Source organism: Candidatus Endomicrobium procryptotermitis (genome assembly GCA_031279415.1).
GTDB classification, from domain to species: Bacteria; Elusimicrobiota; Endomicrobiia; order Endomicrobiales; family Endomicrobiaceae; genus Endomicrobium_B; species Endomicrobium_B procryptotermitis.
Window position 1 is genome coordinate 13,913 of sequence record JAITIP010000028.1, and the last position, 14,165, is coordinate 28,077.

The 14,165-nt window shown below is 35.9% G+C and carries 13 protein-coding genes; 11 read left to right on the forward strand and 2 right to left on the reverse strand.

All coding sequences use genetic code 11. The annotated features are described in order from the left end of the window. Positions 1–20: 20 nt before the first annotated feature. The 3 genes from LBD46_05520 (at position 21) to LBD46_05530 (ending at position 1,463) form a co-directional block, all read left to right on the forward strand. The gene (locus LBD46_05520) at positions 21–635 is read left to right on the forward strand and encodes a hypothetical protein (protein ID MDR2426620.1); all 615 of its coding nucleotides are present in this window, start codon (positions 21–23) and stop codon (positions 633–635) included. A 17-nt stretch (positions 636–652) separates the two neighbouring features. Beyond that, positions 653–1,165, forward strand: a complete 513-nt coding sequence (locus tag LBD46_05525; protein MDR2426621.1) for a restriction endonuclease subunit S — start codon at positions 653–655, stop codon at positions 1,163–1,165. A gap of 85 nt (positions 1,166–1,250) precedes the next feature. Further along, positions 1,251–1,463, forward strand: a complete 213-nt coding sequence (locus tag LBD46_05530) for a hypothetical protein (protein ID MDR2426622.1) — start codon at positions 1,251–1,253, stop codon at positions 1,461–1,463. A gap of 1 nt (position 1,464) precedes the next feature. Here LBD46_05530 and LBD46_05535 read toward each other — a convergent pair whose 3' ends face one another. Together LBD46_05535 and LBD46_05540 are read right to left on the reverse strand one after the other, a co-directional pair. After that, positions 1,465–2,019 (reverse strand): hypothetical protein, encoded by a 555-nt coding sequence (locus LBD46_05535; GenBank protein ID MDR2426623.1) that lies wholly within the window; start codon positions 2,017–2,019, stop codon positions 1,465–1,467. Further along, positions 2,016–2,594 carry a hypothetical protein gene (locus LBD46_05540; protein MDR2426624.1) on the reverse strand — a complete coding sequence of 193 codons (579 nt, stop codon included), beginning with the start codon at positions 2,592–2,594 and terminating at the stop codon, positions 2,016–2,018. Before LBD46_05540 ends, LBD46_05535 begins: the two co-directional genes overlap by 4 nt. A gap of 107 nt (positions 2,595–2,701) precedes the next feature. Here LBD46_05540 and LBD46_05545 point away from each other — a divergent pair, with 107 nt between their 5' ends. The 8 genes from LBD46_05545 to miaA all read left to right on the forward strand — a co-directional run bounded on the left by LBD46_05545 (position 2,702) and on the right by miaA (position 14,165). Further along, positions 2,702–4,546 (forward strand): ATP-binding cassette domain-containing protein, encoded by a 1,845-nt coding sequence (locus LBD46_05545; protein ID MDR2426625.1) that lies wholly within the window; start codon positions 2,702–2,704, stop codon positions 4,544–4,546. A 221-nt stretch (positions 4,547–4,767) separates the two neighbouring features. Then, entirely contained in the window at positions 4,768–6,390 is a 1,623-nt protein-coding gene (gene serA, locus LBD46_05550) for a phosphoglycerate dehydrogenase (GenBank protein MDR2426626.1), read from the forward strand. Between the two features lie 196 nt (positions 6,391–6,586). Continuing rightward, complete coding sequence (gene miaB / locus LBD46_05555; protein MDR2426627.1) at positions 6,587–7,846, forward strand: tRNA (N6-isopentenyl adenosine(37)-C2)-methylthiotransferase MiaB; 1,260 nt, start codon at positions 6,587–6,589, stop codon at positions 7,844–7,846. Next, positions 7,843–8,427 carry a lytic transglycosylase domain-containing protein gene (locus tag LBD46_05560; GenBank protein ID MDR2426628.1) on the forward strand — a complete coding sequence of 195 codons (585 nt, stop codon included), beginning with the start codon at positions 7,843–7,845 and terminating at the stop codon, positions 8,425–8,427. Before miaB ends, LBD46_05560 begins: the two co-directional genes overlap by 4 nt. Further along, positions 8,424–10,970, forward strand: coding sequence for a DNA mismatch repair protein MutS (mutS, locus tag LBD46_05565; GenBank protein ID MDR2426629.1), 2,547 nt, complete (start codon positions 8,424–8,426; stop codon positions 10,968–10,970). The genes LBD46_05560 and mutS overlap by 4 nt, the downstream gene beginning before the upstream one ends. 61 nt (positions 10,971–11,031) lie before the next feature. Next, the gene (locus LBD46_05570) at positions 11,032–11,448 is read left to right on the forward strand and encodes a PilZ domain-containing protein (protein ID MDR2426630.1); all 417 of its coding nucleotides are present in this window, start codon (positions 11,032–11,034) and stop codon (positions 11,446–11,448) included. 2 nt (positions 11,449–11,450) lie between these two features. Beyond that, on the forward strand, positions 11,451–13,217 hold the full coding sequence (gene mutL / locus LBD46_05575; GenBank protein MDR2426631.1) for a DNA mismatch repair endonuclease MutL: 1,767 nt from the start codon (positions 11,451–11,453) through the stop codon (positions 13,215–13,217). Between the two features lie 87 nt (positions 13,218–13,304). After that, positions 13,305–14,165 (forward strand): tRNA (adenosine(37)-N6)-dimethylallyltransferase MiaA, encoded by an 861-nt coding sequence (miaA, locus tag LBD46_05580; GenBank protein ID MDR2426632.1) that lies wholly within the window; start codon positions 13,305–13,307, stop codon positions 14,163–14,165.

Genomic DNA, 14,165 nt, shown 5'->3' on the forward strand with positions numbered 1-14,165 from the left:
AAATACAAAAAGGCAAATAAATGCAATATAAAAAATTTAGAATCGGAGATTTATTTTATAAACCTGATTTAAAATTTATCGGTGAATATCCGTTTAAATATATAAAACGCGGCAATTTATCTAAAATTAGAAATAAAGAGTTTGATTTACCTCTTGTTAATGCAAAGCATGGCGATAACGGCATTATGTATTATGGCCGCTTGTCAGACTTTGAATATGTAGAAAACAGCATTGCCATTATTGCCGACGGTGCCGTTTCCACGGGCGATGTATATCCCCAAATTCATAAAACAGGAGTTTTGTATAATGCGTATTTAATCAAGCCTTTTACAGATTTAAAAAGGGAAGCGTTAATTTATTTATCTGTAGTTATTAAAAAATCTGTTAAATTAAAATTTAGCTATGAAAATAAGGCGACTTGGAATAAAATTAAAACTGAACAAATTGAACTTCCAGTAATGTCTGAAGGCAGTCCAGACTACGACTATATGACCGCTCGCATTCGCGAGCTTGAAGCCGCTCGCATTCGCGAGCTTGAAGCCTATTTAAAAGTTACAGGATTAAGAGATTATATACTTACGGAAAAAGAGAAAAAGATTTTAGTTGATTATCGTCGGGGGGGGGGGGGGGGGTAAATTTTAAACCCTTCCGTATAGGTGATTTATTTTACATTGGCCGAGGTAATATCCAAAATCAGAATCAACTAGTACCCGATAAAAATGGTATTTCTTTTATTGCTCAAAACGATAACTCAAACGGTCATGTTAAGAAAGTCAAACAAGAATTCAATAAAGTATTCCCTAAAAACAGCATTGTCATTGGCAGACAAACTGCGGTTATTTATTTTCAACCGGAGAATTTTATAACTACTGATGGTGTTTTAGTATTAATGGAAAAAAAACAAAATATAAAAAATTCTGAAATGGGGTTATATATAACTGTCTCTATAAAAAAACAGCTTGAATCATTTAGTTATTCAAATACAGTTTCGTCGGCAAAACTTAATTCTATTGAAATATTGCTGCCTTGCACTTCAGAAGGCAGTCCAGACTTTGAATATATGACCCAATTCATAAAAATTCAACAGAAACTTGCGATAAAAAGTGTGATTGAATGGAAAGACAAACAAATTGGAATTACAAAACAAATAACGACAGATTTTTAAAAATATTTTGAGTAGTAACAAGCAGGCGGAGTAAAATGAGGATAATTGATATAAAATAAAAAATTTCGGTTAGGAGGGGGAAACAATGTTTGTCAAAGTAAGAGGAACTAAAGCAGGCGTACATGGAGAAGGAGAGTTCATAGTAAATTTGGAAAGCATAAAAAGCATTGAAGTTTTGCTCGGTGAAAATAAGATTTTATATTTGTTTGACGATTCAAAAGGAATAATGATAAAAGATGAAGATTATGAAAGACTTTACTCTTTGCTTGATGTTAAAGACTGCACGCTTGCTGGTTAATTTATTTTTTTTCAATGCTGCCGAGTGAAATTGATTTTATAAATTCTTCGGCAGCTTTTTCGTTTTTAACTGAATAAGGGTAAATGCTTAATATCTGCCAAAAATGTGTTTTATACGTTATAAATTGCTGTTTAATCCCAAATTTTTTACCGCCTTTTTCAAAAGTTCCCTCAAGAAGAATACTGTCAGCCATTCCGATTTTATTTTCGACAGTTTTATAGTTGAACTTATTGTCTTTAAATTTTGCCACAGCTGTACTGATTCCCGACTGAAGTCTGGCTTTGTTTTTATATTCACAGTAATGGACGATATATTCGACTTTTTTATATATCGAAGAGTAAAAGTATATGGTTTTAATTTTATCTTTCAGCTGTTCTTTAACGTTTTGCTCGGTAAGTTCCCGTCTGGTTAAAGGCGGCGCGGTAATGGTAACAGCGGCCGTTTCAATGTTCTGTTCTATGGGAGCATTCTTTTTTTCCTGATTTTTAGCTGAAATATTTACCGCGGCAAACAGCGCTGCAAGTATTACAAATATTATCAATGATTGTTTTGTCATTTTTTCTTTTCCGCCTTATGGACTATGACTTCATCTATGATAACGGAATTTATATAGTTTTTTGACGACTCTTTATTTGCCTGTGAATAAGGAAAAACCGAAAGCACTTGCCAGAAATTCAATTTTCTTTTTATCAACAGAATTTCTGCTCCAAATGGTTTTCCATCTATGTCAAAAGTTCCAGAAAGCGTAACCATCTTGTCTTCACCTTTGGAATTTTGTGAAACATCGTATTTAAACGATTTTCCTTCAAAAATATTAACAATATTTTTTTGCGCGTCTTCAAGATTTATTTCGTTTTTATAAAGCGTGTATATCAGCGAATACTCGGCCTTTTTATAAAATGTTCCATAAACGGCAGCATATTCAACTGAATCTTTCTGCGACTGTTTAATCTGCTCTTCGTTTAAACTCTTTTTTTCAAGCAGCGGAGCTGTCACAGTTACTGAAGCTTCTTCGATGTATTGTTTTTTAGGTTCATTTTTTGCAGATTTAAACTGCATTCTTGCATTGCAGGAAATAACTGTAATTCCAACTATCGCCACAAATATCCAAATAAACGTTCTCTTGCTCATAATGGAAGAATCTCCTCTAAAATTATTTAAAAATTTCTTATACCGCAAGATATAAGAATTAAATAATATTATATAATATGCAGAAAATTAAAACTATATAACGGCAAATGATAAAAATTGCAAATCTCAATAAATCATTCGGAAGCAGAATTCTTTTTGACAATCTCAATCTGAGCGTCAATGAAAAAGAACGCGTCGGACTGGTTGGAAGAAATGGTCACGGAAAAACCACTTTATTTAAAATTATTCTTGGAGAAACGGAATACGATTCCGGTTCCGTAAGCATGCCTAAAAATTACAAAATAGGTTACCTGGAGCAGCATATCAATTTCACAAAACAAACGGCAGTTGAAGAAGCCTGTCTGGCATTGCCCAAAATGGAAAAAAACGAACAATGGAAAGTGGAAAAAATTCTTTCAGGGCTTGGGTTTTCCTCTTCTGATATGCTGAAAAATCCTCTTGACTTTTCCGGAGGTTATAAAATCCGCATAAATCTGGCAAAAGTTTTGTTGTCGGACGCAAATATGCTTATGCTTGACGAGCCGAATAATTATCTTGATATTGTGGCTATAAGATGGCTTTCTTCTTTTTTGCGCGGCTGGAAAGGCGAACTTATGCTTATAACGCATGACAGAAATTTTATGGACAGCGTCATAACACATTGTGCTGCGATTCACCGCACAAAAATAAGAAAAACATACGGAAACACGCAGAAACTTTATGAGCAGATAGAAAAAGAAGAAGAGATTTATGAAAAAACAAGACAGAATCAAGAGAAAAAGAGAAAACAGACAGAAATTTTTATCAGAAGGTTCAGAGCGAAAGCAAGGCTTGCGGGCATGGTGCAGTCCAGAATTAAATGTCTTGAAAAACAGGGAAATATGGAAGAGCTTCCTGAAATAGAAAATCTCGATTTTTCTTTTTCGGGAATTGCATTTCATGCGGCGAAAATGCTGGGAGTCCATAATCTTGGTTTTGGATATACTGCGGACAATATGCTGATGCAAAAACTCTCTTTTGATATTTTAAAAAAGGACAGAATATGCGTTATAGGTAAAAATGGAAAAGGTAAATCGACTCTTTTAAAACTTTTAGCTGAAAGGATTGTTCCCATCGAGGGAAGCATAAAAAAACATCCCGATTTAAAAATATCTTATTTTGTGCAGTCGGACAGCACAAATCTTATCGCACAAAGAACGGTTTTCGAAGAAATTATGAGTACTGACAGCGAATGCCTGCCTCAAAAAGCAAGAAATATTGCGGGCGCGATGATGTTTAGCGGCGATGATGTATCAAAACAAATCAAAGTTTTAAGCGGAGGGGAAAAAAGCCGTGTTTTACTTGGAAAAATACTTGTCAAGCCTGCCCATCTGCTTCTTCTGGACGAGCCTACAAATCATCTCGATATGGAATCATGCGAAAGTCTTATTGAAGCCATTGAAGAGTTTGAAGGTTCGGTTATAATGGTTACACATAATGAAGAGCTTCTCCACAATATAGCCAAAAGGCTTATAGTTTTTGACAGAGGCAGAGTAAGCGTTTTTGAAGGCTCTTATAGGGATTTTTTAAACGGCAGAGGATGGGAAGATGAAGGCGATAACATAAAGTCAAAAGACGATGTAAAAAATAAAAATTTGGGCAGAGAAGAAATCAAAAAGCAGAGAGCATGTCTTATTCAGAAAAAGTCCGCAGTTTTAAAACCTCTTGAAGAAAAAATTATAAAACTTGAAAAAGAAATATTACAGAAAGAAAAAGAACTGCAAATAAATACAGAAAAACTTATCAAGGCTTCGATTGAAAAAGACATAGAATTTCTTGCCGAAGGTCCAAAAGTGGATAAACGATTAAAAGCTGAACTTGGCTTTTTATATGATGATTTTTCCGATGTAACCGAAGAGTTTGAAAAACAATCGGAATACTTTAAAATTAAAATGATGAAATTTGACGGATAAATACAACATAGAAAAAAATTGCCGCATATGATGGCCTATTGTGTATCTTCTTTTCCCTGTCAAATCATTTAAAAAAGACACCGAAAATATATTATAGTTTGTCGTTGTTTGTCTTTTTTGGTGTCATTTTACTTGACAAGATTCGTTTTCTTTAAAAACAGGTTTATTTATGTTATAATACCACATAAAAAAACCGATAAAATAGGAGGAGAATGGAAAAAATGTATAAAATTTTAAAGACTTATAAAAGTGATGAAGGGCTTGAGGCATTGATATCGAACAAAGAGTTTGAAATAGTTACAAAGGACAAGCCTTCCTCCGATAAGTACAAAACGCTTAAGGAAGAATTTGATACAGTTGATGAAGATTTAAAAAATTTTATAAAGGATATAGACTGTCTTTTAATACGTTCTGAAGTCAAGGTTTCTGAAGCTTTTATAAAGGCCGCACCAAAACTTAAATTTATCGGCAGAGCCGGCACCGGCGTTGACAATGTTGACAAAGATGCAGCGACCCAAAAAGGAGTTATCGTAGCAAATGTACCCGGCGGAAATACGATTTCTGTAGCCGAGCATACTGTAGGACTGATACTTTCCATGGCTAGAAGCCTTCCTGATGCCGTCATTTCAATGAAAAACAAAAAGTGGGAAAAAAAGAAATTTATGGGAAATGAAATATTCGGAAAAACTCTTGGACTTATCGGACTTGGGAGAATAGGCACTGAAGTCGCAAAAAGGCTGTTGTCTTTTGGAATGAAAGTTGTGGCTTACGATCCGTTTGCAAATACCGAAATTGCCAAAGCCAACGGTATAGATTTAATAGCTCTTGACGAAGTTTTTGCAAAGTCCGACTATCTTTCTATACATTCTCCACTTACGGACGATACTAAAGGAATGATAAACGCAGCCAATATATCCAAAATGAAAGACGGAGTAAGAATAGTTAACTGTGCAAGAGGTGCGATTATTAATGATAAAGATTTGTCGGAAGCCGTAAAATCCGGAAAAGTTGCGGGCGCTGCTCTGGACGTTTTTATAAAGGAACCTCCGGAAGAATGGACTTTAATTGAAACTGAAAACGTAATAGCCACTCCTCATTTAGCTGCATCAACCGAGGAAGCGCAGGTAAAAATAGCGCAGGAAATGAGCGAAGTTATAATAGATTTTTTTACTAAAGGTCTTATAAGAAATGCCGTAAACGTTCCTACGGTTGATTGGGAAACTTATAAGAAAATGAAACCTTACATAGAACTTGCTTCAAAAATCGGTTCTTTTCAGGGGCAAATTGCCGAAGGTGGAATTATAAATGTAGAGATAAGCTATTTCGGAAATATTGCAGCCTTTAATATCAATCCGCTTACAGTGGCTTATCTTGAGGGCTTGTTAAGCCATATTCTCGATATAAAAGTGAATTCCGTAAACGTTTCTCTTATAGCAAAGGAAAGAGGAATTAAAATAAAACAAATCATAAACCGCGATATAGATGATTATGTCGGTTCAATCAACGCCAAACTCAAAACTGATAAAGGCGAATTTTTGATGTCGGGAACTCTTTTTGGTGATACAAATCCAAGGATAGTAAATATTAACGGACTAATCGTTGACATTGTACCTTCTGCCGGAAAAATACTTATCATTAATGATGACAAGCCCGGTGTAGTCGGCAGAGTGGGCGCCGCGCTCGGTGACAACAATGTAAACATCGCAGGAATGAATGTAGGAAGAAAAGTTGTCGGCGGAGAAGCGCTTACTGTTATTGAAGTTGACAGCGCTATCTCAAACGATGTTATTGACAAAATTGCAAAAATAAAAGGTGTAAAAAAAGCGAAATATATAGCTTTATAATTTGCATATTATTATGATAAGAGCTGTAAATGAACCTCTGCACAGCAAGCTGTGCAGAGGTTCATTCTCTATTTGTCTCTTGCTAAAATGCTTCTTTTTTCAAAGACAACATTCAGTACGCGTTTTTATCTTTGCACTAAGATTGTCCAGTCGAACCCTGCAAAAATACCTTCAAAATTGATATAATTGCAAAATAATGAATTATTTAATAGAGACAATCGGATGTCAGATGAATGTCTGCGATTCCGATATACTAAATTCAGTTCTTTTGTCATATGGCGGTACAAAAGTAAATACTTTGTCCGATGCGGATGTCGTCATTATTAATACTTGCGCAGTACGCGCTCAGGCTGAACAAAAAGCTTTTTCTTTTTTGGGAAGAGTTGACGAGTTTAAAAAGGAAAAAAAGCGCGGTTTGAAAATTGTGGTCGTCGGCTGCATGGCCGAAAGACTCGGGGACAAAATAAAAAGACGTTTTCACGGAATTGACCTCATCATAGGTGCAAAAGACATAGGTAATGCTGCGGTAAGAATACTTGATTTGTGCGGTATGGATAAAAATGTAAAAAGTGAAATACATGGAGAAAAATCAGATATAGTGCGTTATGTGACGATTATGTGCGGCTGTGACAATTACTGCTCTTACTGCATAGTTCCTTCTGTGAGGGGGAAAGAGATAAGCTTTGATTACAAAAATATTATCAACGAATGCAGAGTTATGGCCGGAAATGGAGCCAAAGAAATAATACTTCTGGGACAAAATGTCAATTCTTACCGGTGCGGAGATGTTAATTTCGCTTCTCTGATAAAAAAAGTTTCTGAAATCGATGAAATTCAAAGAATAAGATTTATGACAAATCACCCGAAGGATTTGAGCTCTGAATTAATTGAAACGATGGAGGCACATTCCAAAGTGTGTCCACATATACATCTGCCGATGCAGTCGGCTTCAAATAAAGTTCTGTATGACATGGAGAGGAAATACACTTATGAACATTATCTCGGACTTGTGAGCATGCTCAGAAATAAAATTCCTGATATTAACATTACAACTGACATTATCGTCGGCTTCCCGGGTGAAACGGAAGAAGACTTTCTGACTACTTTAAAAGCCATACAGCAGATACGTTTCGGGGGGTTGTACGTTTTCCGTTATTCTCCGCGACCTAATACGAAAGCAGCGGCCATGCGCGATGATGTGCCTTTGGAAGAAAAGAAAAGGCGGCATGCGATAATACTTGAAGAATCAAACAAAATATCGGTTGAAATAGTGTCAAAATATGTAGGAACCGCACAGGAGGTTTTAACGGAAAAACACGAAAATGGAATTCTGCAAGCAAGAACGAGAAGCGCAAGAAAAGTGTTTATAAAAGGTGGAGAAAAAGATTTGGGAAGAAACATGAATGTTTTGATAAAAGAAGCAAAAATAAATTCTCTTTTCGGCGATATTATATGAAAAAATCTAAAAATATCAAGTTTGTAATTTTGCTTTTATTGTTTTTGCTTACCACATGGTACCTTCTTTACGGGCTTAATCGCATAGGAATCTTTAAAGAAAATATTTATTATAATGAAGTAAGAGCCGCCTCTCTTTTGTTTAACGTAGATCCGATTCTTATTGAATCCGTAATGAAAAGAGAATCTAATATGAATCCTGAAGCGATTTCTAACAAAGGCGCCGTTGGACTTATGCAGATTATGCCAAAAACAGCTCTGGAAATTTCTGAACATATCATTTTCGGCGATTATAATGAAAATAAACTTACCGACCCTTCGATTAACATAATGTTCGGCGCATATTATCTTTCAAAACTTTTGGACTATTACAACAATAATTTGATTCTTGCTCTGGCGGCTTACAACGCTGGCATAGGTAATGTCGATAAGTGGCTTGAGAAAGATCCTGATATAGCAAAAAAGTTTTCAAAAATACCGTTTAAAGAAACAAGAAAACACGTAAAGGCTATTGTTATCACATATACTTTTCATAAAGGAGCGCTACGATTAAAATCTCTTATGAAAACAAAGAAAAAATGACTCCTCTGATGCAGCAATACTGGAGCATAAAATCCGAATATACGGGGATCATTTTGTTTTTTCGTTTAGGTGATTTCTATGAAATGTTCGGTGATGACGCCGTCAAGGCCTCTCCGGTTATGGAAGTGGTGCTTACTCAGCGCGCGGGGATGCCCATGTGCGGAGTTCCACATCATTCCGTCAACACATATATTAGAAAACTGATAAATAAAGGGCATAAAGTTGCAGTCTGTGAACAGATAGAAGAGGCTGGAGCATCTAAAGGCATAGTCAAAAGAAGCGTTGCAAAAGTTATCACGCCCGGCACTGTTCTTGAAGATACTTTGCTTGAATCGAAAAAAAACAATTATTTAATGTCCGTATATTTTGACGAAAATACTTTTTCGGGAGCTTTTGCCGCGGCGGATATTTCCACCGGAGATTTCTTTGTTTCAGAATGCTCTTTAAAAACTCTTGAATCGGAAATTTCAAAGTATAATCCCGGAGAAATCGTCATAAATTCAAAAAATCTTTTAAATCCTTATATTGCTCAGTATGTTGAAAAACTTAAAATTCCCGTATCGGAAGTTGAAGAGAAATATTTTGATTTTCCTTCGGGAATGCAAAAAATTCAAAAGACGTTTGGCCCAAATTCCGTTAAATCGTTTGGGCTTGACAAAAAAGAAATCGTCTCGGCCTGTGCGGCGGTTTTAAATTATATAGCTGAAACTCAACCTCAGTCGGTTGGAATATTTTCTTCGATAAATCATCTAAGGAATACGGATTTCATGTGTCTTGATGGCACGGCTATAAGAAATTTGGAACTGCTCTATTCGATGTCTTCAGGAAAAACGGAAAACTCTCTTCTATCGGTAATGGATGGCACTAAAACACCTATGGGCGCCAGAACCTTAAGGCAGTGGCTTATAAAACCTCTTATAGACACGGTTAAAATCAAAGAAAGGCAAAAAAAGGTAGGCTTTTTTATCGAAGATAGCATTATACGCAAAGAGATACGCGAAAAATTAAAAAACGTTTCCGACATAGAAAGAATTGCCGCCCGCATATCTTCGTCTTCGGCCAATCCCAGAGAGATATCGGCGTTAAAAGATTCTTTGCGTGTAATAAATGGAATCGCCGCAATATTAAATAGCGATGAAAAACTGAATGCGCTTAAAGATAAAAATGATATTATAATTAAAAAAATAGAAGATACTTTAGTTGAAGAACCGTCCGTTTCATTAAAAGACGGCAATGTAATAAAAAGTTCCGTAAGCGCCGTGCTTGACGAATTACGCAGGCTTTCTACAGACACAAAAACGTATATATCGAATCTCGAAACAAAAGAGAGACAGAACAGCGCAATCAATAATCTGAAAATTGGTTACACTTCTATTTTTGGATACTATATCGAAATTTCAAAAGCAAATATACCTCTTGCCCCAAAACACTATATAAGAAAACAGACTCTTGCAAACTGCGAAAGATATATAACAGAAGAGCTTAAAGAGCTTGAATCCAAAATTTTATCTTCTCAGGAAAAAATTTTAAGATTGGAAAGCGAGCTTTTCAATATTTTAAGGCAAGAACTTGCGACATGCTGCAACGATATTTTAAAAACTTCCCATGCAGTAGCCGAGATCGACATCTTCTGCGGCTTTGCCCAAAACGCTCTTGATTACAATTATACATGCCCTGAAATCAACGATGGGACCGACTTAAATATTCAGGAGGGGAGACATCCTGTAGTAGAACGCATTTTAAAATCTGGAGAATTCGTCGCCAACGACACTGATTTTAAATGTGAAAGTTCACGCATAATGATTTTGACGGGTCCTAATATGTCCGGAAAATCCACATATTTAAGGCAAAACGCTTTGATAGCTATAATGGCGCAGGTGGGTTCGTACGTTCCGGCAAAAGCTGCCACAATCGGAGTAATCGACAGAATTTTCACAAGAATTGGAGCCGGCGATAATCTTGCCGGCGGAGAATCGACTTTTATGGTTGAAATGACCGAAACGGCAAATATATTAAACCAATATACTTTCAGAAGCTTGATAATTCTCGATGAAGTCGGAAGGGGAACTTCTACTTATGATGGAATGTCTATAGCATGGGCGGTCATCGAGTATTTTGCCGATGAAAAACGTGAGGCAAATTTGGGTGCAAAAGTGCTGTTTGCCACGCATTATTTTGAACTTACAGAACTTTCAAAAAAATATAAAAGCGTTATCAATTTCAGCGTGGACGTAAAAGAGTGGAATGGTGATGTGGTGTTTCTTCATAAAATAAAAGAGGGCAGTGCGGACAGATCTTACGGCATACATGTTGCGAAAATAGCGGGAATACCGCACAAAGTTATAGAGCGGGCGAACTCCGTTCTCAGAGAACTTGAAAAAAAACGCGTAGAACCTTCAAAGCTTAACGAAAGTGCACAAATAGAGTTTTTCTGTGCAGCAGAACCCCAAATTTTGATAGAATTAAAAAAGTTGGATATTGATAACATGAGCCCTATGGAAGCATTTAAAATTTTGAGTGAATGGAAGGAGAAATATAAATAAAATGGTCTTGAGCAAAATCTTCGATTCCAAACGGTTGAAATCTAAAAAAATGGAGCGGAAAATGGTTGAAAAAAGAAAAAACCGCAGAATGCCAATTATCAAACAATTTGGAGAGCCCATGATGATACAGATGGAAGGTAAATCTGTTCCAGGTGTGATTTTAGATTTATCGGCCGACGGGGTTTCAATGATAACTTATGCCTATATTCCAGTTGGCACAGAAATCTGCATGACCATAGATCTTCCTATGCTGAAAACAAGACCCATGAGCGGAAAGATCATATGGACTATGTCGAAAGGCGATATGTGGCGCATTGGGATTTACATCGGCACTATGGATACGCTCGATGCAAAATATATCAACAGAATGGCCATAGATTTCAATGACTGCGAAAACAAAATTTCGCTCGGCGTGCCTGATGTATGCATAAAAAGATGTTCGTATCATCAAATTTGCGAAAAACCGCAAAAGATATAAAAATGCCTATAAATATATTATCACAAGAAACTATAAACAAAATTGCTGCAGGAGAAGTGGTAGAGCGGCCATTAAATGCCGTTAAAGAGCTTGTAGAAAACTCTCTTGACGCATGTGCGTCTTCAATAACGGTTGAAATACTGAAAGCGGGAAAAAAACTTATAAGAGTTTCCGACAATGGCTTCGGTATGGACAGGAAGGATTTGGAACTTTCAATACTTAGGCATGCGACAAGCAAAATAGAAGATTTTAACGATTTGTCGCATATAAATTCTCTCGGATTCAGAGGAGAAGCTCTTGCTTCGATAGCTGCCGTATCAGAATTCGAAATAAAAACGAGAAAAAAGGGAGAAAGTTCCGGATGGAAATTGTTTGCTGAAGGCGGAAAAAATATTGATATATCTCCGCAGTCGCTTGCGGAAGGAACAATAACCGAAGTGAGAAATTTGTTTTTTAATACTCCCGCAAGGCAAAAGTTTTTAAAAAGTGATTCCACGGAAAAATCCAGAATAATAAATTCCCTTGAAGAAGCGGCTCTCGTAAACTGCGATTGTGCGTTTAAACTTATTTCTGAGAATAAAACCGTCTTTTCCTGTGCTGTAACGAAAAATAAGATTGAAAGAATAGCTGACATTATCGGAAAAGGTTTTGCTTCCGTACTTAAAAATGTAAAAATAAACCACACAAAAGCCGCTTTCGACATATATTTTACTGGACGTGAAGATTCGCAGCCCAACAAAAATCAGCAATATCTTTTCGTAAACGCAAGACCGCTAAACATACCGAAATTTCTTATACATTCTATTTATCAGGCGTACAAAGAGTCTATACCTCATGACAAACATCCCGGAATTTTAATATACGTAATGATAGATCCTTCCGATATAGACGTAAATATTCATCCAGCAAAACGTGAAATAAAGTTTGCCAATGAAGGAGAAATTTACGATATAATTTTTAAAGTGCTTAAAAATGCTTTGACTTCGCATACACATCCGGAAATCGTCATAAATACAAAAGTCGAAGAATTTAAAATACCCGGAAATAAAAACTATTACGACGAATACCGTAAACCTTGGCAAAAAAACACTTTTATTACTGAACCTAAAACATATTATGTTCGGCCGAAACACAATTATAATATCGAAAATTATGCAAATCTTTATGGCAAACAGCAAGATTTGCAAGAAGGCAGCAATGATATCATAAAAGTTTTAGGGCAGGTTTTTGATACGTATATAATAGCGCAAAAAGACGGCGGCTTATATATTTTTGACCAGCATGCCGCCGCCGAACGCATAAGATATGAAATTTATCTTGAGCAGTCGAAAAAAAATACTTTGAAGCTGCAGCAAATGCTCATACCGGAAAATCTTGAGCTTAATCCGAGCCTGTCCGAACTTTTGAAAGCAAACCTTTCATTGTTTAACGACTTGGGTATAGTTGTCGAAGAGTTTGGGAAGAACGCTTTCAGAATAACTGCATATCCTGCACTGTTGGACAATATATCTATAGAATATATAATAAAATCAATCATTGAAGATTTAGAAGTTGAAAAAAATATCGAAATAGAGAAAAAAAGAGAAAAGATTATCCGTTCTGCTTGCAGGGCAAGCATAAAAGCTGGAGACAATGTCTCTGACATTGAAGCAAAAAAGCTTATTAATGATTTGTTTAAATGTAGCCATCCATTCACATGCCCGCACGGCAGACCAACGGCATATAAAATATCTTTAAACGAACTTGAAAAATATTTTAATAGAAAATGATGAATATGGAAGATTGAATATTGGAAGTAATGCCATCTTGCGCTAAGGATGACATTACTCCCAAACTTATAAGCTTAAAAATTACTAATGAAAAAAATAATCGTTATCTCAGGGGCAACGGCAAGTGGAAAAACTAAAAAGGCCGTTGAAATATGTAAAAAAGAAAACGGCGAAATCATTTCGTGCGATTCAAGGCAAATTTATAAATATCTTGACGTCGGCACTAATAAAGAAGGCGTCATGCAGGATAACGGGTTAAGGCGGGTATCCGGAATCGTTCAGTATTTGACTGACTTAATCGAGCCTGACAAAATTTACAACGCCGCTGATTTTGTAAAAGATGCCGATTTTGCGATAAATCAAATTATCGAAAAAAAGAAAATACCCGTAATTGCAGGTGGAACGGGTCTGTACATAAAAGCCTTGCTTTATGGACTTGATGAAATGCCTAAAGCTGATGATAATCTGAGAAAAGAATTAAAATTGAAAACCGTCGATGAATTATACGATCAGCTTTCAAAACTTGACCCAGAAGCAGCGGTAAAAAATAGAAAAAATCCGCAGAGACTTCTGAGAGCGCTTGAAGTAAACATTTTATCTGGCAAAACGATGTCGGAACATTTTAAACCTAAGAAACCAAGATATGATTTTATTCATTACAACATATACGTTGAAAATGAAATTTTATACGAAAGAATAAATAACCGCTGTAAAAAAATGATAGATAGAGGAATGACAGAAGAAACGCAAAAAGTTCTTGATATGGGTTTTGACAAAAACTGTCCTGCATTAAACTCAATAGGTTACAGACATATAACGCGCTGTTTAAATGACGAAATTTCAAAAGAAAAAGCGCTTGAAGAATTTTCAAAAGATACGAGACATTATGCAAAAAGACAAAACACTTGGTTTAGGTCACAGTCGGATATGGAATTTATAAAGGGTTAA